Genomic DNA, 19,648 nt, shown 5'->3' on the forward strand with positions numbered 1-19,648 from the left:
CTTACAAATAGAAAACGGGGCGATCAGGATTTGGTGCTGGACCAGGGTATCAGACGCGCCAGAAGCGCATCGACCGTGAACCAGAGAAGGGCGGCCATCAGGCCGAGAATGAGAAGTGCTGCAAATACTAGATCGACCTGCGACCGCGCATTCGCGTGCAGCATCACATAGCCAAGACCGGCCGACGCGCCAACCCATTCGCCGACGACCGCGCCGATGGGGGCGGCGGCGACTGCCACCCGAAGGCCCGAGGCAAGCGCCGGCAGCGCGTAGGGCACTTTCAGAAGACGCAGCGTCTGAAACCGTGAGGCCCGGGCAAGGCGGGCGAGATCGAGCAGACCCTCATCTGTGCGCCTGAGGCCATCCTGGAAGGCGGAGGTCACGGGGAAGAAGATGATGATCGTCGTCATGACGATCTTCGAGCCGAGCCCGTAGCCGAACCAGACGACAAGGAGCGGGGCGATGGCGAAGACCGGCAGCGCCTGGGACATCACCAGCACCGGCAGGACCCAGCGGCGGGCGAAGCCCGAGGTCGCAACGAGCAATGCGGTTGCCGTGCCTATCAGAGTGCCCAGCAGGAGGCCGAGCAGGATCTCGGAGAAGGTCGTCAGCGCGTTCGCCAGCAGATAGGACGCATTCTCTTGCAAGGCCGTGAGTACGCGCCCTGGCCCCGGCAGGATGAAGGGGGCAGGCTGCAGCAGTTCGACCGCCAGATACCAGACGGCCATCAGCACGAGCGCTGTGATCAGCGCCCGGGCGAAACTCGAAAGGCTGGCAGGCAGAAAGGCCGTCATGGGTCCCGAACGAAAAAGGCGCCTCCCGTCAAAGGAGACGCCTTTCCCTTAAGACCGCTGGGCCTTGGCTTCAATCCAGAAGCGATGTGGGAAACTCATGCACGGGTGACGGATTGGCCGGATCGGTCGCCGTGGCGGCGCGGCCCTCCTCAAGCGCGATGTTCGGAAGGGCGGTATCGCCCGGGCCGGGGCCGCTCTCCCAGTTCACGAACAGGGCGCTGAGGACCAGCGCCACCGCTGCGGCGGCAATGCCAAGAATAAGTCCGTGTTTCATGGCCTCGGCTCCCTAAGGCCCAAAGCGGGCCGAACCTTATCCAATCAACGTGGACAGGCGGGCAGATGTTCCTGAGGGCAGGCAGGGCCTTAGGCGGCCCTTTCCTTAGACGGCCGGCGCAGCCTCGTTGGCGGCAATGGCCGCGACCGCGGCAGCGACCGGAGCCGAAACCGGCACAGGCGCGGGCACGGCAACCGGCTCGGGCACCAGAGTGGGCGGCAGGGCCGCCGGAGCCTTGCGCTCGATCAGCGCGATGATGCGGTCGCCGACCTTGGCCGTGAAGGCGAGGTCGTTGAGCGGCGTACGCTCAAGCCCGGCAATCGCCGATGCCGCGAGGAAGGGCAGCGACTGGACGAGAAGCACCGCCGAGAAGAGGTGGATCTCGAAGACATCGTGATAGTTCGTGAAAAAGACGAGCGCGGCGCCCGCGAGCAGAAGGCCGCCGAGAATGGCCTCCCAGAAGGCGGGGAAGGAGCGTTTCGCCGCTTTGCCGCCCTTGGCGGTGCGGATGAAGGCCATGTGCTGCTTCACCACCCATTCGCCGACGGCGCGGGCGACGGTCAGCTGCAGCGCCATGGCGGCAAAGGCCGCGCCGATGGTCGAAAACAGCGAATGCTTCACGCGCAGCCGGTACAGCGACATGAAGTGGATGAGGTAGATGAAGAAGCCGGCAAGGATCGGCACGGTCAGCACGGCTTCCGGAACCTGCACATTGCCGAACACGACGATCGGAACCCAGATCAGGTTGAGGACGGCGATGACAACGCCGACGGTTTCGGCGCCCATCCAGTTCAGCCAGCCGACAATGTAGGTACGGCGCTGATCGGGCGTCAGATCGCCGCCGCGCAGCATCGTGCCGAGATGCTTGGTGACGATCTGCATACCGCCGAAGGTCCAGCGGTGACGCTGCTTGCGGAAACCGTCGTAATCGTTCGGCAGAAGCCCCCAGCCGTAACGGGTGCGGGTATAGTGCGCCTGCCAGCCGCGCTTGAGGATTGCAAGGCCGAGATCCGAATCTTCGCAGATCGTGTCGGACGACCAGCCGCCGGCATCGTCCATCGCCGAACGGCGCATCAGGCACATCGTGCCGTGGATGATGATGGCGTTCTGCTCGTTGCGCTCCACCATGCCGATATCGAAGAAGCCGGCATATTCGGAGTTCATGAAAGTGTGCAGGACGCTGGTGTCGGCGTCGCGGTGATCCTGCGGCGCCTGGACGATGCCGACGCGCGGATCGCCGAACGCGGGCACGAGATCCTTCAGCCAGTTCGGCGCAACGACATAGTCGGCGTCGATGACGCCGATGATCGCCGCATCGTCCGCTGTGTGCTTCATCGCAAGGCGCAGCGCGCCGGCCTTGAAGCCCTCGATGCGCTCCGCATTGAGGAATTTGAAGCGTTCGCCGAGCTCTTTGCAATGCGCCTCGATCGGCATCCAGAAGGCCGGGTCGGGCGTGTTGTTGACGATGACGACGCATTCGAAATTCGGATAGTCGAGCGCCGCAACGCTATTGAGTGTCTTGATGAGCATGTCCGGCGGCTCGCGATAGGCCGGAACATGGATCGACACTTTCGGCACATCATGCGCGGCCGGCAGCGTCGCCTCGATCAGGCGGCGATGCTTGCGGCCGAAGGCGATGGCGGAAATCTCTTCGATGCGCGTCAGGATGACGATGACGAGCGGCACCAGCAGAACCGAGCCGACGCCCATGGCGATCTGCGCACCGAGCACGAAGTAATGCGTCAGCCAGTGGTCGAGCATCAGCGCCGTCCAGGCACCGACGCCATTGGCCGCGCCGACGAGAACGAGCGCCTGCACGAACGTCGCGCCACGGATTTTCAGAACCGGCAGCGACAGGAGGAAGCCCATCAGCATCGCCGCGATCATGCGCGGCCAGAAGGTGCGCTCCTCGATCGGGCCGGAGAAGTTGAACTTGGCGTGGCGGCTCGCATCGAACACGCCCCAATACGGACCGACATTGCCTTCGATCGCGCCCTTCCAGGGCTGATCGATGGCTTCGACGATGTTGTAGTCGATGCCGCGCGCCTTGGCGCGGCTGGTGAACTCGCGGATGACTTCGGCCTGAGTGATCTCGCCGGTCGTCGCCGCATTGCGGTTGAAGCCCGAAGACGGCCAGCCGAACTCGGCGATGACGATGTGCTTGCCGGGGAAGGCGGCGCGCAGCTTCTCGTAAATGCCGAGCGCGTAATCGACCGACTGGTCGGCCGGGATGCCTTCCCAGTAAGGCAGGATATGGACGGCGAGGAAGTCGACCGCCGAGGCGAGCTCCGGATGGTCGAGCCAGGTGTTCCAGATTTCACCGGTGGTCACCGGCGTATCCGTGCGGCCCTTCACCTCGCGGATAAGGTCGATCATCTCCTGGACGGATTTGTCGGCGCGCAGGATCGTTTCGTTGCCGACGACGATGCCTTTGACGTTCGAATTGCGCGAGGCGAGGTCAACCGCGGCGTCGATCTCGCGCTTGTTGCGGACCTCGTCCTTGTCGATCCAGATGCCGAGCGTGACCTGAAGGTTCTTTTCGGCCGCCAGCGGCGGGACCAGTTCAAGGCCGGTCGTCGAAGAATAGGTACGGATGGCGTCGGTGACCGGCGCAATGACGTCGAGGTCGGCGCGGATGGTTTCGGCCTTGGCGCCGACATCTTCGGCGTCTTCGTCCTGCGCGAACGGAGCGAAGGAGAGGCTGGTAAAGCGGTTGGGGGCGGCCGGAGCCTGGGCGGTTTCGCGGGACCAGAACCATAGGGATGCGTGTACGCCAGCTACAAGAGCGAGAGCAGCGAGTACGACGCGCATGGCGGTGTTGGTTACCCTACCGGATGGCTCCTACTTGGGAGCGCAGATATGAATACACGAATTACGAAGCTTAAATAGTAGTAGCCGACTAAAAAGCGGCTTAAAATGGGCTGAGACCGCACGAAAACGCATTCCTGCGTTGAAACGCCGCTCATTTATTCTTCGGCGCCGCGGCTCTCGGGCGACATCCAGCAACCGTAAACGCGGGCGTTGAGATCGTTCTGATCGGGCTGGCTCTCGCTCTGCTCGATAACGCAGCGGAACGCCACCGGCAGGTGTTCCGCCGGGCAGCCGAACATCTCGTAGAAGCGGCTTTGCTCGCGGGCGGTATTCACATCGTCGCGCCACAGAAGGGAAACGATCCGCTGGCCGGTCCAGGCGCATTCGGCCCGGAGCGCCGGATTGGCCTTACCCTCTTTCTTGGCCGGGATCTGCGGGCGGGCAGGCGCCTGCTTGGCATCGGCCTTGGGGTCGCCGTCCTGTTTGGACTGGGCGGCAGCCGGGCCGGCAAGGATCAGGGCAATGAAGAGGACGGCGGCGGACGCAGACGCGTAAATCAAACGAGGCATGGAGAGAATCTGAACCGGAAAGGAGGCGGAACTCTATCAGGAAGTTTGTCGGTTTCGCGGCGCGCATAGCGCCACAGGTCCGGCCGCTTGGCAATCTTGCATGTAAAGGTTATCGCACGCGGGCTTAACCAGGACCCCTCGCTGTGCCGATCCGCCTGCCTGTTCTGCTTCTTCCCGCCGTTCTGGCCGTCATTGTCCTGTTCAATTGGCAGGTCGGGGCGCCGGTAACCATGCCCGCGTCGCCCTTGGCCGCCGGGGAGAAGATCCCGTGCGTGTCCTATGCGCCGTTCCGGCGCGGCCAGTCGCCCTTTACCGAAGACATCGTCATTTCGGCGGCCCAGATCGACGAGGACTTCGCGCACCTTTCCAAGGTGACCGAGTGCGTCCGCACCTATGCCGTCGACCAGGGGCTCGAAAACGTCCCGGTCCTGGCCAAGAAGCACGGGCTTAAAGTCATCCTCGGCATCTGGCTCGGCCGCGAGGCGCCCAAAAACGCCCTGCAGATCGAGGCCGGCGTTAAGCTTGCCAACCGCTACCCGGACGTCATCCGGCTTCTCGTCATCGGCAATGAGGCGCTGCTGCGCGGCGAGATTTCCGAAAAAGACCTCGGCGGCATTCTGAAAAGCGTCAAGGCCCGGGTGAAGGTGCCGACGACCTATGCCGATGTCTGGGAGTTCTGGGAGCGCCACAAGGGCCTCGCCGACTTCGTCGATACCGTCACCGTACATATCCTGCCGTATTGGGAGGACGCGCCCGTTCCCGCCGGGCAGGCGGGCAAGCATGTCGCCGACATCCGCAAACATGTCGGCGAAGTTTTTGCCGGCAAGCCGATCCTCATCGGCGAGACGGGATGGCCGAGCGAGGGCCGCATGCGCTGGGGCGCGCGGGCAACGCCCGCAGATCAGGCTCAGGTGCTGCACGATCTGCTCGAGCTGAAGAAATCGAGCGGCTATGACGTCAATCTCATCGAAGCCTTCGACCAGCCCTGGAAGCGGCTTCTGGAGGGCACGGTCGGCGGCTATTGGGGCCTGCTCGATGCCGATACGCGCGAGCCTAAATTTCATTGGGGCGAAGCCGTCTCGAACTATCCGAAATGGAAAGAGCAGGCGGTTCTCGGCGCAGCGCTCGCGCTGATGATGTTTGCGTCCGCTTATGTCGCGGGCCGCGGCCGCACCATCGAAGCCAAAAGCTGGATCGCAGTTGCGGTCACGGCGGCGGTTGCGGGATGCACGATCGGCCTTGCGGTCCATATGCATGCGATCGGCGCGCGCACGCCGTTCGAACTCGGCCGCGCCGCCGTCTATCTCGTGCTGGCGGCGGCAAGCCCCGTCATTGCGGCAGCTGCTCTTGTTCAGGGGACGGCGCCCATTTCCTTCGCCCGGCTGATGGGGCGTCCGGCGCGGATCAAAGGCCTTGAAACCTGGCTTGCGGCGCTGCTCGCCGGCATCACGGTGCTGAGCGTTTATCTCGCGCTCGGCCTCGTCTTCGATCCGCGCTACCGCGAATTTGCGACCTCGACGCTGATCGGCCCCGTCACCGGTTTTTTGATGCTGGCGCTTCTGGCGCGGCGCACCGGCAGCGTCTTCAGCGAACGCATCTTCGCCGCCGTACTGACAATGTCGAGCATCGTTATCGTCGTGCAGGAAAAGCTGTCGAACTGGGAAGCTCTGCTCTTTGCAGCTTTGCTTCTTATTCTGGCTGGAACTCTCGTTCTGGCGCGGGCCGGGCAAGAACAAGCGGCAGAAGTGCCAGCGCCAGCGCGCTGAGCTGGGTGTTGTAGTTCACAACGCCGATCAGGCCGAAGATCAGCGCCGCGCCGATCAGAAGGTTTGAGGGCCGCAGAAGCGCCAGGGCCGTCGCCACCAGCGCCGCACCGCCGAAGCCGTACCAGACGAAAATGCCGATAAAGGTGCGGCGGACGACGCAGATCGTTGTCATCGATCCGGCATCGCAAGCAAGGCCGACGACCGCCGGCTCGACCACCCAGTAACGCATATAGAGCGCAAGCCCGAGAGCTGCGGCAGAGACGGCGGCCAGCGCGAGGATCGCGGCGAAGCCGGGACGGAAAATCGGTCTGTCAGACATGGAAAAGGGTTCTAGACGCCCCGGCGTCCCGGGGAAAGCGGCAAGCCGGCTGTCTTAGCTTTGAGGCAGCCGCTGGCCATCGAACAGGCCGCCGTCGCAGGACACGCCCTTGACGAAGAGCTGGGCGCAGACCCGGGCGGCCTCGGAGGCATTGGCGAAGGGACCGGCGATGAGCCGCAGCTCCACCCGGCCCTTCGAGTCACGCACCGAAATGCGTGGCTGCAGGCGGGCGAGTTCCGGGTTCTCGCGGCGCAGCGTCTCCCAGCGGGCGCGCAGCGCCCCGAACGAGCTTTCCGAGCCGAGATCGAGCCCGAAGCTTGTGGCGGGCACGGCGGCGGTCGTCACCGGCTCGGCCGGGGCCGGCGGGGCGGCCGGGATCTGGACCACCATTTCCTGCGGTTCGGGCTCAGGCTGGGCGACCGGGGCCGTCTTCACCTGTTTGGGCTCATTTGACGGGGTCACGCCGCCCGGAGGGGGCGGCGGAGGCGGAGGCGGCTCGGCTTTCGCCTTGGCGATCGAGCCGGTGACATTATCGAGCTGCTCTTCGAGCAGTTTCAGCCGCGCCATCAGTTCCGGGTCCGGCTCGGGCTCGGCGGCGGGCATGGGGAGCGGCGGGGGCTCGGCCCGGGCGATCGCCGTTCCGGGCTGCTGAATGGTCGCCGGGGGGGCGCTCATGGCCTCCGAATAGCGGCGCTCGGCCTGGGGGGTAAAGCAAACGGCGATAGCCGCGACCATGGAGGCCGCGGTAAAGAACCCCCACATGACATAGGTCGAAGAGAGGTTTTCGCCGCTCGCCGCCCGCTCCTTGAGCGAGGCGGTCAGCTTCGCCAGGCCGTCATGGGTTGAAGGCTCGAGTGCCACGGCTTTAAGAAACTCCCTCTATGATCAGTCTTATCGGCAGACGCGTTGATTCGTGGAAGCCGTCACAAGAGTTGCGGGGCAGGAGATAACTGGAAAATGGCGTCGCGAACTTGCCTGACCCTCGTCCTTGCGGCCGGGGAAGGCACACGGATGAAGTCGGCTAAGCCGAAAGTCCTGCATGAAGCCGCCGGACGCTCCCTGGTCGGCCATGCTTTGTCGTCGGCGCTCGCCGCCGGTGCGAGCCGCCTTGCCGCCGTCATCGGTCCCGACCGCGGCGACGTCGCCGAGGAAGTGCGCCGCTATGCGTCCACGGCTCAGGTCTTCGTGCAGAAGGAGCGGCTCGGCACCGCGCATGCCGTACTTGCGGCCCGCAGCGCGCTCGAACAGCCGGCCGACGATATTCTCGTTCTCTTTGCCGATACGCCTTTGGTGCGTCCCGAAACCCTGACACGCATGCGCGAGGCGCTGTCGGACGGCGCGGCGGTCGCCGTGCTCGGCTTCTCGGCGTCCGACCCGACAGGATATGGACGCCTCATCGTTCAGAACGATGAGCTTGTGGCGATCCGCGAAGAGCGCGACGCCTCCGCCGATGAGCGCAAGATCGGCTTTTGCAATGCCGGCCTCATGGCGCTGGCCGGCAAGCATGCGCTTGAGCTTCTTCAGGCGGTCAGCAACGCCAATGCCAAGCGCGAATTCTACCTGACGGATGTTGTCGGCCTGGCGCGCGGGCTCGGTTTGAAAACCGTCGCGCTTGAAGCCGATGAGGCGGAAGTGCAGGGCGTCAATACGCGTGTCCAGCTTGCCTCGGTCGAAGCGCAGTTCCAGGTTCGTCTGCGCACCGCCGCGATGGAAGACGGCGCCACGCTGATCGCGCCGGAAACGGTGTTTTTATCGGCCGACACCAAAATCGGCCGCGATGTCCTCATTGAACCCAATGTCTTCTTCGGCCCGGGCGTCACGGTGGAAGACGGCGCGACCATCCGCGCCAATTGCCATCTCGAAGGCGCCCATGTCGGCAAGCATGTCACCATCGGACCGTTCGCCCGGCTTCGCCCCGGCGCCTCGCTCGGCGAGCACACGCGCATCGGCAATTTCGTCGAGATCAAGAACGCGGTTCTCGACAATGATGTGAAGGTCAACCATCTCGCTTATGTCGGCGACGCCCATGTCGGCGCCGACGCCAATATTGGCGCAGGGGCCATCACCTGCAATTACGACGGCGCGCAGAAGCACCGGACGGAGATCGGTGCGGGCGCCTTTGTCGGCGTCAATGTCGCGCTGGTCGCGCCGGTCGAAGTCGGGGCGGGCGCCTATATCGGCACCGGCAGCGTCATCACCAAGAATGTCCCGGCCGATGCGCTCGCGGTCGCCCGCGCGCGCCAGGAGGTCAAGGAAGGCTGGGCCGCGCACCGCCGCGCCAAGAATCCGAAGAAGAAGTCGTGACGGATGTCATCGACGCCAATCTTGCGAAGTTCCTTCTGACCGTGTTCGTCATCGAAATCACGCCTGGACCGAACATGGGTTATCTCGCAGCGCTGTCCATGACGCGCGGCCGCGCCGCCGGTCTTGCGGCAACGGCGGGCGTTGCGGCGGGGCTGACTGTCCATGCGGTGGCCGCAGCTTTCGGCGCCGGTGCGCTGATCTCGGCATCGCCAATTCTTTATGAGGCGCTGCGCTGGGCGGGCGTGCTCTTCCTCATCTGGCTTGCTTACGAAGGCTGGCGCGATGCGGAGACCTCGCCGGCACAGGCTGCGGGCGGCGGCGATGCACACGGCCTGTTCTGGCGCGGGCTGGTCACCAATGTCCTCAATCCGAAATCGGTGCTGTTTTTCGTTGCCGTCGTTCCGCGCTTTATCGAAGAGGAACGCGGCGGCATCTTTCAGCAGCTCGCGCTTCTCGGAATTCTGTATGTTGCGGTGGCGACCGTGATCCACGCCTCGGTCGTTGTGCTGGCCGCGCGCGCCGGCGGCCTGATTTCGGGAGAGCGCGGCCGGGCGATACGCAAAGTGCTGTCGCTGGGTCTTGTGGCCATTGCTATCTGGCTTGCCTGGGATACGCGCCGGGCGGGCGGTTAGATTCGGAAAATGTTCGTGATTTGCAGATTTACCTGCTGCCGTTCTAAAGCGAGGGCCTGAGGGGACCATGTGTGGAATCGTCGGCATACTCGGCAAGGGCGCAGTCGCGCCGCAAATCGTCGATGCTCTGAAACGGCTCGAATATCGCGGCTATGACTCGGCCGGCGTCGCAACGCTGGAGAAAGGTGCTCTTGCCCGTCGCAGAGCGCCGGGAAAGTTGCGCGCGCTCGAAGACAAGCTCGCCAAGGAACCGCTCACCGGCCATGCCGGCATCGGCCATACGCGCTGGGCAACCCATGGCGGCCCGAGCGAGGCGAATGCCCATCCGCACGCGACCGAGCGCGTTGCCGTCGTCCATAACGGCATCATCGAAAACTATAAGGAACTGCGCGAAGAGCTCGCCGATCACGGCGTCGTCTTCTCCAGCGACACCGACACCGAAACCATCGTCCATCTCGTGACCGCCGAGCTCGATGCCGGGAAATCGCCGCAGGATGCTGTGCCCGCGGTTCTCGCCAAACTGCGCGGGGCGTTTGCGCTCGCCTTCCTGTTCAAGGGCGAAGAAGATCTGATGATCGCCGCGCGCCGCGGAAGTCCGTTGGCGGTGGGTTACGGCGACGGCGAGATGTATGTCGGCTCGGATGCGATTGCGCTTGCGCCCTTCACCGACAAGATCACCTATCTCGAAGACGGCGATTGCGCCATCCTCACCCATACCGGCGTGTCCATACGCGATTGCGACGGAAACGGCTCGAAGGTCGCACGCGTCACGCAGAAAAGCACGGTCAGCGCCGCGCTCATTGAGAAGGGCAATTACCGCCACTTCATGGCGAAGGAAATCGCCGAACAGCCGGATGTCGTCGGCCACACGCTTGCTCATCATCTCGATATGGCGAAGGGCCGCGCCCGCATTCCCGAGGGCATCGATTTCAAGAAACTCGACCGCATCGCGTTCTCGGCCTGCGGCACCGCCTATTATGCGGGTCTTGTCGCGCGTTACTGGTTCGAGAAACTGGCGCGCATTCCGGTCGATATCGATATCGCTTCGGAATTCCGCTATCGCGAACCGCCGCTGAAACCGGGCGGACTTGCCATCCTGATTTCGCAGTCGGGCGAAACCGCCGACACGCTGGCAACTTTGCGCCACTGCAAAGAGCAGGGCATGCAGATCGCAAGTGTCGTCAATGTGACGAGCTCGACCATTGCCCGCGAATCCGATGCGATCCTGCCGACGCTTGGCGGGCCTGAAATCGGCGTTGCCTCGACCAAGGCCTTCACCTGTCAGCTGGCGACGCTGGCAGCGCTCGCAGTCGCCGCCGGCAAAGCGCGCGGCGTTCTGTCGGACGACGACGAACAGCGCCTCGTCGCATCTCTCGTCGAGTTGCCGCGCCTGATGGCCGAGACGCTCAAACTCGAGCCGCAGATCGAGCGCATCGCCAAAGATTTGGCGAAGGCTCAGGACGCGCTCTATCTCGGCCGCGGAACCTCGTTCCCGATCGCCATGGAAGGCGCGCTGAAGCTCAAGGAAATCTCCTACATCCATGCAGAAGGCTATGCCGCGGGCGAGCTGAAGCACGGGCCGATCGCGCTTGTCGATGAGAAGATGCCGGTCGTTGTCCTGGCGCCCTACGACACGCTGTTCGAAAAGACCGTTTCCAACATGCAGGAAGTTGCGGCGCGCGGCGGCAAGGTGTTGCTCGTCACCGATCCCGATGGCGCGAAGGAAGCGGCGGGCGAGTTCGAAACGCTGATCGTGCCGAAAAGCTATGCGTTCGTGACGCCGATGATCTACGCCATTCCGATGCAGCTGCTCGCCTATCATACGGCGGTGTTCATGGGCACGGATGTCGACCAGCCGCGCAATCTCGCAAAATCGGTAACGGTGGAGTAGGGCGATGATGGATCTGACGCTGTACCTGGCTTTTGTCGGCGCCGCGACGATCCTCATCATCATCCCGGGACCGAACGTCTCGCTCATCATCGCCAACAGCGTCGCGCACGGTCCGCGCTACGGTCTTCTGACGGTCGCGGGCACCGGCAGCGCGCTTGTCGTCCAGCTCGTGCTTGCTTCGCTCGGCCTCAGCGGCCTCATGCACACCATGGGCGTCTGGTTCGAAATCCTGCGCTGGATCGGCGCGGCCTATCTTGTCTGGCTCGGGCTGAAAATGTGGCTTGCGCCGCCCGACGATCTGTCGCGCACAAAGCCTGAAAAGAAATCGACGCGCAAAATGCTGACGCGCGCCTTTTTCGTCTCGCTGACAAATCCGAAGACACTTTTGTTCTACGGCGCGTTCTTCCCGCAATTCATCAGCGAGAGCTATGAGGTCTGGCCGCAGATCGTCCTGATGTCGGTGACCTTCCTTATCATCGCGCTCGTCCTCGACAGTTCCTGGGCGCTGACCGCCGGAAGTGCGCGCCGTCTTCTGTCGACGCATGCGAAATGGCGGAACCGCATTTCCGGATCGCTGTTGATGGGTGCCGGCATCGGCATGGCGCTCGCGCGCAGCAAATAGACAAGAGGCATCGATGTCGGCCGAGGCAAATGTTCGGACGGGCCAGTGCCATTGCGGCACCGTGCGTTTCGAGGTGACGCTCGCCGACGGCTTCGACTCGATCCTCCGCTGCACCTGCTCGTACTGCCGCATGCGAGGCGCCGTCGTCGTCAGCGCAAAAATGGGGGCGATCAAAATTCTTCACGGCGAGGATGCGCTGACGCTCTACCGCTTTCACACCGGCGCAGCGGAACACTTCTTCTGCTCACGCTGCGGGATATACACGCATCATCGGCGGCGGTCGGACCCCAACCAGTACGGCGTAAACGTCGCCTGTCTGGAGGGAGTGAGCCCTTTCGATTTCGCCGAGGTGCCCGTCATCGACGGCGTCAATCACTCGAGCGACACCGGCACGCCGACGCGCCGCGCGGGCACGCTGCGTTATATTCCGGCGGAGTAAGGTCACTTCGGCTTTAAGCGCTCGGCCGCGTCCCGACATAGAGCGCGGCGCCGGCAAGACAGAATGCAACAGCCGCAAGAGCAATCGGCGGCGCTCCCGAATACCAGGTCAGCACGAAAGAGAGCGCCATGCCGCCAATGGCGGCGATCTTTGCGCGTGTCGAGATCGCGCCGGTTTTCTGCCAGGCAAGGATCGCCGGCCCGAGCTTCGGATGGGAGAGCAGCCAGGTTTCGAAGCGCGGCGAGGAGCGGGCAAAGCAGGCCGCGGCGAGGATCAGGAACACCGTTCCCGGCACGAGCGGCAGGATAAGCCCCGCAACACCGGCCACCGTCAGAAGGCATCCTGCGGCGAAAAGGATCGGTCGAACAGCTTTCGGAGCCAGTAGGCGCGGGCGCGGCATCGCTCCATAATCATGAGCCATGGCTGCCCGGCAAGCCGGGCGACAAAGATCAGAGCCGTTCCAATCTGTTGAGGCGATAGCCGAACATCATGAGCGAGGATCTCCACGAACTGCCGCCGCTGACGCCGCCGCCGGAGCCGGCGCCGCTGCCGCGCAGTCTTGGCGCAAGACTGCGCGCCTATTTCTTCACCGGCCTTCTGGTGGCCGGCCCGCTCGCCATCACCGCCTATATCGTCTGGTATCTGATTGCGCTCGCCGACGGCTGGGTCCGGCCGCTGATCCCGGAGGCCTACAATCCGGAGACCTATCTCCGCTTCACCATTCCGGGCTTCGGCCTCATCGCCGCTTTTCTCGGCATCACGCTGCTCGGGTTTCTGACCGCCAACTTGGTCGGCCGCGCGCTCATCACTTTCGGCGAACGCGTGCTGCAGGGCATGCCCTTCGTGCGCAGCGTCTACAGCGCCATCAAGCAGATTTTCGAGACCGTGTTCAAACAGGGCGGCACGAGCTTTCGCCGCGTCGGGCTGATCGAATGGCCGGGGCCGGGATTCTGGACTTTGTGCCTCATCGCCGAAACCACAGCCGGGCGTCTGGCGGCATCTCTGCCCGACGGGAAATATCTCAACGTCTTTATTCCGTGCTCACCGAACCCGACCACGGGCTATTTCGTCGTCATGCGCGAAGACCGCATACGCGACGTCGACATGTCGCCCGACGAGGTGTTCAAGATCATCATGTCGATGGGCATCATCCAGCCGCAGCAAAGGCCGGCACAAAACCGCCTTCCGCGCTGACACGTTCCGGCTCGCGCCGAACGGCGCCGCCTTCGAACATGTCGAAGGCGGCGGTTTCAATTTCAACGTCGAGATCGGCAATCCCCTGGCGGGATTGATCGTCCGCTATCGCGGCTGGCTTATTCCCGAACCGGCCTAGCGCGGCGTCGTGCTCGTCGAGAAACCGGCGCGCGTCGGATTGGCGGCGTTGGCCGCCGGCGGGGTCATGGGCGTTGCCGGAGGTGTCGCGTTCGAAATCATCGGCGTCGGCTCCATGGTTTCGAGCGCCGCCACGCTGTCGACGAGGCCCGCGCCGAAATCCTTGTCGCGGCCCTTGATGCCGAGATCCTTGGCGGTGCCGACCAGCACGGTCAGAACTTCCTTGGGCGTCGTATTCGGATTGCGGGCGATCATCAGTGCCGCCATGCCACTGACATAGGCGGCCGAGATCGAGGTGCCGGAGGAAATCGCATAGGCTTTCTTCGGCGCGGCCACCAGAATGTCGACGCCAGGAGCTGCGACCGTGAGATAGGTGCCGCGATTGGCGAATGTCGTCACGCCATCGGTGGCATCGGTCGAGGTGACAGCGATGACGCCGGGTTCAGCGCCCGGATAGAGCGGCGGCGATTTCGGACCGGCATTGCCGGCCGCCGCGACAACGACGATGCCGCGGGCGATCGCCGCCTTGATGACGCGCGACATCAGCTCATCCTTCGGACCGGCGAAGGACAGGTTGAACACGCGCGCGCCTTTGCTCGCCGCCCAATCCATGCCGCGCACGACGTCGAAAGTCGTGCCGTCCTGGGTTTTGCCGGTGGGCGAGAAAGCGCGGACATTGAGAATGCGTGCACCGGGCGCAACGCCCTGCAGATTGCCGTGGCCTACAATGGCGCCGGTCATGCCGGTGCCGTGCGCGTGCGGCTCGAACTTGCCGCCGACGGCGTCGAAAGTTTCGACAAAGGACCCCTTGAGGTCGGGATGCGAGGTATCGGCGCCGCTGTCGATGACGGCGACCAGAACGTTCTCGCCGCGCGTCACAGTGTGCGCTTCAGGAAGTTTCAGCTTGGTGGTCGCGTATTGCGGCGGCACGCTGTTGTTTGCGGCCTGCTGCAGCGCAAAGAGGCGATTGTAATGCGCGCCCGCGACACGGCTGTCGGCGGAGATCGCGGCGACAACCTGGTCGACCGGACGGCCGTTCGGAATACGCCAGCGGTAAATACGGGTGTTGAGAAGCGAGATTTCCGTCGAGCCGAGTTTCTGGATGCCCTGCGCTGAGGCAAGCGCATCGACTTCGCTTTCCGGTGTCGACAACGGAACTTCGACCAGCACCTCGTTCGGCACGAAATCGCGGCGCGCAACGGGCGGTGTGCCGCCGGCCTTTTCGGGCGTCTTCTTCGGCTTGGCCTGCTTCACCGGCTTTTTCGTCGGAGCGCCCATCGGCTCCTCGTAATATTCCGGCGGATAGTAATAGGTGTCGACCTGCGGGATGACCTTGATCTTCGGGCGGCAGAAATCCGCAAGGCCCGCATAGCATTTGTCGGTGTGGAACCGGTCACCGCCTTTGCCGCTGCCGCCGCCGCCGCGACTGCGACCCTGGTTCTGACTCAAAAAGTGCCCGCCGCCGAAACCGAAATTGGCGGAGAACTGCGCCTTGGCATCGCTTGCCGAGACGGAGGTGAAAGCGATCCCGATGGGCGCGGCAATGGCCGCAGCCAGAGCGGCGCGGATAAGCACGGTGACAGCGTTCATGACCGCTCTCCCTGATCTAGTTTAATTCGAAGCGGCGGCGACGAAGCGGACGACGTCCGGCTTATCGCGCAGCAGCTCGATGATCTTGTCCACGCCAGCCTGGTCGATCGTGCTCGGGCCGATCTTGACCCGGTAGAGGCCCGCTTCCGGACCGTTGACGATCGTGCCGCCGGCCTGCTTCAGCAGGCCTTCAATATCGCCCACTGTAGCAGTCGGCTGGAAATTGACCAGAAGCTGCGGACCGGGGGCCGCAATCGGGTCGATTGTGGTGGCGAGGGTGGTGTCGCCTCCTTCCCCCTGCGGGGCAATGTTGGAGACGATGAAACCCGCCTGCACGGCGATGATGAGCGCCGCCGCCATGCCGGCAAAGGCGAGGGTGCGCGGGCGCATGGCTTCGGCCTTTTCGGCAAACCAGTTCGACAGGCTGAACTTCGGCGCGTAGGCGCGCGGGTTCTTCGCGATCTCCGCGTCGATCCCGGCAAAAAGCTTGTCGGCGACACGGCGCGAAGGCGCCGCGATGCTTTCATTAGCGAGCAGCGTTTCCGCCGCTTCGTCGCGCACATAATCGAGGCGCTGCTGAAGTTCCGGATCGCTGGCGATGGCCGCAGCGACACGACGCGTTTCGGACGCACTCAACGTGCCCGCCGCATACCAGGGCAGGAGCAGAGAAATCTCGTCTTTTTCGTCCTGGGTCATGTTCATCACGGCCATCCTCGGTCGATGCCGGCGGATTTGAGCAGTTCGGTCAGCCGCTTGCGCGCATAGAAAAGGCGCGTCTTCACGGTGTTTTCCGGAATTCCGAGGATCTCGCTCGCCTCTTCCACGGTCTTCTCGTGGTAGTAGACGAGATCGACGATCTCCTGATGTTCCGGGGACAGCGACTTCAGGCACTCACGCAGAGCCTGGGCCTTGTCCTTTTTCTGGAGCGCCACTTCCGGCGTGTCCGCATCGTCCTCAATGGCTTCTGCGGCTTCGTCGTCCAGTTCGCCTTCGCTTTTCTTGCGGAGAGAACTGAGCGCCTTGAACCTTGCGATCGAGAGGAGCCAGGTCGAAACACTGGATCTGCCTTCGAACTTTCCGGCCTGGCGCCAAACGTCCAGAAAAACCTCGCTGATCAAATCCTCCGCGTTAGCTTCGTTGCGTACGAGCCTGAGCACGAACCGGAACACCCGCACATGGTGACGCGCGAATAATACCTGCATCGCGAGCTTGTCGCCGGAGGCTATCCGGCTGATCAAGATCTCGTCCGATGTCGCTGTTTGTGCGGCGGCCACGGCTCTTGCTTGCTCGCTTATTGGTCGCGGGAGGATGGCATTGGGTTCAACGCCGGGGAGCTTGGTATAAAACTTTTGTTTCGGGAAGGTTTCGTCTTGAACGGGAACGGAAAAAGCCGACCCCATAGGGTCGGCTTTCCTTAAAATCCTAGGCTTTCGGATCAATAGCAAATCTTCTTTTTCGTCCAGACCCAGCCGCCGAGATAAGGGTCGAACACCTTGACCGACTTCTTGTAGCAGCTCGGGCCGCCCCAATAGGTGTTGTAATAGCCGGGGCCGTAGCCGCCGAAGCCGAAGCCGCCGCCACCGAAATGGACGGAAACGCCACCATGGCCATGACCATGGCCGCCATGGGCCGAAGCTGAGGACGGGATGAGGGCGGCAGCGCCAAGCGTCAGAGCGGCAGCGGCGCCAATGAGGGTCTTGCGAAGCATTTGAGGTCTCTCTCTGTCTGTCGGGACCGCCCGTTTAAGCCGGGATATTCGGTCTTTATGCCCATTGGTCGTGGGCTCAGCGGAGCCGGTTCATGCTCCCGGACAGATTTTTTGAAAGGCAGGTTTTGAAGGTTAGCCGGCCCTGAACAGCCGGGCGGCTTCGTCCCGCTCGAAGACATAAAGCAGGGTCCGCAGGGCCTCGCCCCTCGGCCCGGTCAGATGCGGGTCCTTGTCGAGGATCATGACCGCCTCTTTCCGGGCGCCTTCCAGGAGTTCGCCGTAAATGGCGACATCGGCCAGCCGCACGCCCGGCAGGCCGCTCTGGCGAGTGCCCAAGAGCTCGCCTTCGCCGCGGAGCTTCAGATCCTCCTCGGCGATGCGGAACCCGTCTTCGGTCTCGCGCAGGATCTTCAGCCGCGCTTCGGCCGTCGGACCGAGCGGCGCCTTGTAGACGAGGAGGCAGGAGCTCTTGGCCTGGCCGCGGCCGACACGTCCTCGCAACTGGTGGAGCTGGGCGAGACCGAAGCGCTCGGCATGCTCGATGACCATGATCGAGGCTTCCGGCACATCGACCCCGACCTCGATGACGGTCGTCGCGACAAGAATGCGGGTCTGGCCGGCGGCAAAGCCCGCCATCACGGCGTCCTTCTCGGCGCCCTTCATCTTGCCGTGGACGAGCGCGACCTTGCCGGGGAATTCGGCCTCAAGTTCGCGGAACCGGTCTTCGGCGGCCTGGGCATCGATGAACTCGGACTCCGAGACAAGCGGGCACACCCAATAGATCTGCGCGCCCGTCTCGATGGCGCGGTGCAGGCCATGGACGATCTCGCCGGTCCGGTCGGACGACAAAAGCCGCGTATCGATCGGCTGGCGGCCTGCCGGTTTCTCGTGCAGCGCCGAGACATCCATATCGCCGAAGAATGTAAGGACGAGGGTGCGCGGAATGGGCGTTGCCGTCATGACCAGGATATCGACCGCTTCGCCTTTCGCCGCGAGCGCCAGTCTTTGATGCACGCCGAACCGGTGCTGCTCGTCGACGACGGCGAAAGCGAGATCCTTGAACGCAACGACATCCTGAAACAGCGCATGCGTGCCGACGACGATATCGACATCGCCGGCGGCGATATTGGCAAGGATCGCCTCGCGTTCGCGGCCTTTTTCGCGTGCCGTCAGAATGGCGATGTTCAGCCCCGCTTTTTCGGCCAGCGGGCGGATCGTCTTGAAATGCTGGCGCGCCAGAATTTCCGTCGGCGCCATCAACGCGGCTTGTCGCCCGGCTTCGACGACCCCCGACATCGCCAGCAGCGCAACAACTGTTTTTCCCGAACCGACATCGCCTTGCAAAAGGCGCAGCATGCGTTCGGGCTTTGCGAGATCGCCGCGGATTTCATGCACCGCGCGTTCCTGCGACACGGTGAGCTTGAAGGGCAGGGCCGCTTCCAGCGCTCGCGCGATACGCCCGTCGCCGGCGCTCGGCCGGCCGTGCTGCTTGCGCATATGCGCGCGCACAAGCCCGAGCGCGAGCTGGCCCGACAGCAGCTCGTCATAGGCCAGGCGATGCCGCGCCGGGCTTTCGGGCAGCGCGTCTTCCGGCTGGCGCGGCAGGTGCAGCAAACGCAAAGCTTCGCGGAAATGCGGCCAATGGCGCTGCGCGACGAGATTGGGATCGAGCCATTCGACCAAAGCCGGAATGCGTTCCGCCGCGCCGCGCGCCGCGCGCGAGATCAGCCCCTGGGTCACGCCCTCGACCAGCGGATAGACCGGCTCGACCAGAGGCATGCGCTTCAGCGCTTCGGCATCCATGATCTTGTCGGGATGCACCATCTGCAGCATGGACTCGTAGAGTTCGAGCCGCCCCGAAATCCAGCGTTTGGCGCCGACGGGGAGCTGGCGCTCCACATAGGAGCGATTGGCGCCGAAGAAGATCAGCGTCACCCAGCCGGTGCCGTCGGTGACGACGACGCGGGAGGGCGCCTTGGGCCGGTTGCGCGGCGGCGCGTGATGTTCCTCGACCGTGACTTCGAGGGTCACAACCGTGCCCGGTTCGGCATCGGCGATTTTGGGCCGCAGGCGCCGGTCGACGATGCCGCACGGGAGGTGGAACAGCACGTCCAGCACATGCGGGTCCGGCCCGAACAGGCGGTAGAGCGGCAGGGCGCTCTTCGCACCGAGGCCGGGAAGGGCCTCGACGGAGGCAAACAGAGGGTTGAGGACCGAGGGACGCATAGGCCAGGGACGGTGCCTTCAAGCCGTTCCGTCTTCAAGCTTGTTGCGGCGCACGCCCCAACTACATAAGCCTTGCCGCGTGACCGGAACATCCCAAACCAATGAGGGGTTGGACCCCCGCCGCAGGCGGGCGCTCTATCGCGCCAGCCATCGCGGCACCAAGGAAATGGATTTCATCCTCGGCCGTTTCGCCGAGGCCGAAATGGCCACGCTCAGCGAGGCCGAGCTCGATCTGTTCGAAAGACTGATCGATGCCCCGGACACGGATCTTTATGAATGGGTCGTCGGCCGGGCGGCAACGCCGCCGGACTACGATACCGAGATGATGCGCAGGCTCCGCGCCTTCCATGCGGTGCCGGGCGCCAGGTGAG

At 63.9% G+C, this 19,648-nt stretch carries 20 protein-coding genes and 1 pseudogene; 9 read left to right on the forward strand and 12 right to left on the reverse strand.

Annotated features, from left to right (window positions below; all coding sequences use genetic code 11):
* Positions 1–23: 23 nt before the first annotated feature.
* From IZ6_RS08385 to IZ6_RS08400, 4 genes are all read right to left on the reverse strand, one after another.
* Positions 24–794, reverse strand: a complete 771-nt coding sequence (locus IZ6_RS08385) for an ABC transporter permease (RefSeq protein ID WP_222874619.1) — start codon at positions 792–794, stop codon at positions 24–26.
* 70 nt (positions 795–864) lie between these two features.
* Positions 865–1,068, reverse strand: a complete 204-nt coding sequence (locus IZ6_RS08390) for a hypothetical protein (RefSeq protein ID WP_222874620.1) — start codon at positions 1,066–1,068, stop codon at positions 865–867.
* Between the two features lie 105 nt (positions 1,069–1,173).
* On the reverse strand, positions 1,174–3,879 hold the full coding sequence (locus IZ6_RS08395; RefSeq protein WP_222874621.1) for a glycosyltransferase: 2,706 nt from the start codon (positions 3,877–3,879) through the stop codon (positions 1,174–1,176).
* A gap of 155 nt (positions 3,880–4,034) precedes the next feature.
* Entirely contained in the window at positions 4,035–4,448 is a 414-nt protein-coding gene (locus IZ6_RS08400) for a hypothetical protein (protein WP_222874622.1), read from the reverse strand.
* A 143-nt stretch (positions 4,449–4,591) separates the two neighbouring features.
* On the opposite strand from IZ6_RS08400, the gene IZ6_RS08405 reads away from it, so the two are divergent.
* On the forward strand, positions 4,592–6,214 hold the full coding sequence (locus tag IZ6_RS08405; RefSeq protein ID WP_222874623.1) for a glycoside hydrolase family 17 protein: 1,623 nt from the start codon (positions 4,592–4,594) through the stop codon (positions 6,212–6,214).
* Here the strand turns inward: IZ6_RS08405 and IZ6_RS08410 are convergent.
* Positions 6,138–6,533, reverse strand: a complete 396-nt coding sequence (locus IZ6_RS08410; RefSeq protein ID WP_222874624.1) for a hypothetical protein — start codon at positions 6,531–6,533, stop codon at positions 6,138–6,140. The two genes, IZ6_RS08405 and IZ6_RS08410, sit on opposite strands and share 77 nt — an antisense overlap.
* 54 nt (positions 6,534–6,587) lie before the next feature.
* Positions 6,588–7,394, reverse strand: coding sequence for an SPOR domain-containing protein (locus IZ6_RS08415; protein ID WP_222874625.1), 807 nt, complete (start codon positions 7,392–7,394; stop codon positions 6,588–6,590).
* Between the two features lie 96 nt (positions 7,395–7,490).
* Here IZ6_RS08415 and glmU point away from each other — a divergent pair, with 96 nt between their 5' ends.
* From glmU to IZ6_RS08440, 5 genes are all read left to right on the forward strand, one after another.
* A complete protein-coding gene (gene glmU / locus IZ6_RS08420; protein ID WP_222874626.1) occupies positions 7,491–8,837 on the forward strand; it encodes a bifunctional UDP-N-acetylglucosamine diphosphorylase/glucosamine-1-phosphate N-acetyltransferase GlmU in 1,347 nt (448 codons plus the stop codon).
* Positions 8,834–9,469 carry a LysE family translocator gene (locus IZ6_RS08425; protein WP_225873871.1) on the forward strand — a complete coding sequence of 212 codons (636 nt, stop codon included), beginning with the start codon at positions 8,834–8,836 and terminating at the stop codon, positions 9,467–9,469. The genes glmU and IZ6_RS08425 overlap by 4 nt, the downstream gene beginning before the upstream one ends.
* A 67-nt stretch (positions 9,470–9,536) precedes the next feature.
* Positions 9,537–11,360, forward strand: coding sequence for a glutamine--fructose-6-phosphate transaminase (isomerizing) (gene glmS, locus IZ6_RS08430; RefSeq protein WP_222874627.1), 1,824 nt, complete (start codon positions 9,537–9,539; stop codon positions 11,358–11,360).
* Between the two features lie 4 nt (positions 11,361–11,364).
* On the forward strand, positions 11,365–11,982 hold the full coding sequence (locus tag IZ6_RS08435) for a LysE family translocator (protein ID WP_222874628.1): 618 nt from the start codon (positions 11,365–11,367) through the stop codon (positions 11,980–11,982).
* Between the two features lie 13 nt (positions 11,983–11,995).
* Positions 11,996–12,421, forward strand: a complete 426-nt coding sequence (locus IZ6_RS08440; protein ID WP_222874629.1) for a GFA family protein — start codon at positions 11,996–11,998, stop codon at positions 12,419–12,421.
* Positions 12,422–12,434: 13 nt separating this feature from the next.
* Here IZ6_RS08440 and IZ6_RS08445 read toward each other — a convergent pair whose 3' ends face one another.
* On the reverse strand, positions 12,435–12,842 hold the full coding sequence (locus IZ6_RS08445; protein ID WP_225873872.1) for a YbaN family protein: 408 nt from the start codon (positions 12,840–12,842) through the stop codon (positions 12,435–12,437).
* A 68-nt stretch (positions 12,843–12,910) separates the two neighbouring features.
* Between IZ6_RS08445 and IZ6_RS08450 the strand changes: the two genes are divergently transcribed.
* Together IZ6_RS08450 and IZ6_RS16085 are read left to right on the forward strand one after the other, a co-directional pair.
* Positions 12,911–13,615, forward strand: coding sequence for a DUF502 domain-containing protein (locus IZ6_RS08450; protein ID WP_222874630.1), 705 nt, complete (start codon positions 12,911–12,913; stop codon positions 13,613–13,615).
* A gap of 61 nt (positions 13,616–13,676) precedes the next feature.
* Positions 13,677–13,754 (forward strand): annotated as a pseudogene (locus tag IZ6_RS16085) (hypothetical protein); the annotation flags it as partial.
* Here IZ6_RS16085 and IZ6_RS08455 read toward each other — a convergent pair.
* The 5 genes from IZ6_RS08455 to recG all read right to left on the reverse strand — a co-directional run bounded on the left by IZ6_RS08455 (position 13,751) and on the right by recG (position 19,277).
* Positions 13,751–15,343, reverse strand: coding sequence for a S8 family serine peptidase (locus tag IZ6_RS08455; RefSeq protein WP_222874631.1), 1,593 nt, complete (start codon positions 15,341–15,343; stop codon positions 13,751–13,753). The pseudogene IZ6_RS16085 and the gene IZ6_RS08455 sit on opposite strands and share 4 nt — an antisense overlap.
* A gap of 21 nt (positions 15,344–15,364) precedes the next feature.
* Entirely contained in the window at positions 15,365–16,045 is a 681-nt protein-coding gene (locus IZ6_RS08460) for a hypothetical protein (protein WP_222874632.1), read from the reverse strand.
* Complete coding sequence (locus IZ6_RS08465) at positions 16,045–16,743, reverse strand: sigma-70 family RNA polymerase sigma factor (protein WP_222874633.1); 699 nt, start codon at positions 16,741–16,743, stop codon at positions 16,045–16,047. Before IZ6_RS08465 ends, IZ6_RS08460 begins: the two co-directional genes overlap by 1 nt.
* Before the next feature lie 35 nt (positions 16,744–16,778).
* Positions 16,779–17,051 (reverse strand): sulfur globule protein precursor, encoded by a 273-nt coding sequence (locus IZ6_RS08470; RefSeq protein WP_222874634.1) that lies wholly within the window; start codon positions 17,049–17,051, stop codon positions 16,779–16,781.
* Between the two features lie 132 nt (positions 17,052–17,183).
* Positions 17,184–19,277 carry an ATP-dependent DNA helicase RecG gene (recG, locus tag IZ6_RS08475; protein WP_222874635.1) on the reverse strand — a complete coding sequence of 698 codons (2,094 nt, stop codon included), beginning with the start codon at positions 19,275–19,277 and terminating at the stop codon, positions 17,184–17,186.
* A 79-nt stretch (positions 19,278–19,356) separates the two neighbouring features.
* Here recG and IZ6_RS08480 point away from each other — a divergent pair, with 79 nt between their 5' ends.
* Positions 19,357–19,647, forward strand: coding sequence for an FAD assembly factor SdhE (locus IZ6_RS08480; protein WP_222874636.1), 291 nt, complete (start codon positions 19,357–19,359; stop codon positions 19,645–19,647).
* The last annotated feature ends 1 nt before the right edge of the window (position 19,648 follow it).

The sequence above is a fragment of the Terrihabitans soli genome (assembly GCF_014191545.1).
Lineage (GTDB): Bacteria > Pseudomonadota > Alphaproteobacteria > Rhizobiales > Methylopilaceae > Flaviflagellibacter > Flaviflagellibacter soli.

Excerpts from the sequence above, each read along its gene's own strand:
- IZ6_RS08385 (WP_222874619.1), bottom strand. The coding sequence starts at position 794 with ATGACGGCCTTTCTGCCTGCCAGCCTTTCGAGTTTCGCCCGGGCGCTG.
- IZ6_RS08390 (WP_222874620.1), bottom strand. The coding sequence starts at position 1,068 with ATGAAACACGGACTTATTCTTGGCATTGCCGCCGCAGCGGTGGCGCTG.
- IZ6_RS08395 (WP_222874621.1), bottom strand. The coding sequence starts at position 3,879 with ATGCGCGTCGTACTCGCTGCTCTCGCTCTTGTAGCTGGCGTACACGCA.
- IZ6_RS08400 (WP_222874622.1), bottom strand. The coding sequence starts at position 4,448 with ATGCCTCGTTTGATTTACGCGTCTGCGTCCGCCGCCGTCCTCTTCATT.
- IZ6_RS08410 (WP_222874624.1), bottom strand. The coding sequence starts at position 6,533 with ATGTCTGACAGACCGATTTTCCGTCCCGGCTTCGCCGCGATCCTCGCG.
- glmU (WP_222874626.1), top strand. The coding sequence starts at position 7,491 with ATGGCGTCGCGAACTTGCCTGACCCTCGTCCTTGCGGCCGGGGAAGGC.
- glmS (WP_222874627.1), top strand. The coding sequence starts at position 9,537 with ATGTGTGGAATCGTCGGCATACTCGGCAAGGGCGCAGTCGCGCCGCAA.
- IZ6_RS08435 (WP_222874628.1), top strand. The coding sequence starts at position 11,365 with ATGATGGATCTGACGCTGTACCTGGCTTTTGTCGGCGCCGCGACGATC.
- IZ6_RS08440 (WP_222874629.1), top strand. The coding sequence starts at position 11,996 with ATGTCGGCCGAGGCAAATGTTCGGACGGGCCAGTGCCATTGCGGCACC.
- IZ6_RS08445 (WP_225873872.1), bottom strand. The coding sequence starts at position 12,842 with ATGGCTCATGATTATGGAGCGATGCCGCGCCCGCGCCTACTGGCTCCG.
- IZ6_RS08450 (WP_222874630.1), top strand. The coding sequence starts at position 12,911 with ATGAGCGAGGATCTCCACGAACTGCCGCCGCTGACGCCGCCGCCGGAG.
- IZ6_RS08455 (WP_222874631.1), bottom strand. The coding sequence starts at position 15,343 with ATGAACGCTGTCACCGTGCTTATCCGCGCCGCTCTGGCTGCGGCCATT.
- IZ6_RS08460 (WP_222874632.1), bottom strand. The coding sequence starts at position 16,045 with ATGAACATGACCCAGGACGAAAAAGACGAGATTTCTCTGCTCCTGCCC.
- IZ6_RS08465 (WP_222874633.1), bottom strand. The coding sequence starts at position 16,743 with ATGGGGTCGGCTTTTTCCGTTCCCGTTCAAGACGAAACCTTCCCGAAA.
- IZ6_RS08470 (WP_222874634.1), bottom strand. The coding sequence starts at position 17,051 with ATGCTTCGCAAGACCCTCATTGGCGCCGCTGCCGCTCTGACGCTTGGC.
- recG (WP_222874635.1), bottom strand. The coding sequence starts at position 19,277 with ATGCGTCCCTCGGTCCTCAACCCTCTGTTTGCCTCCGTCGAGGCCCTT.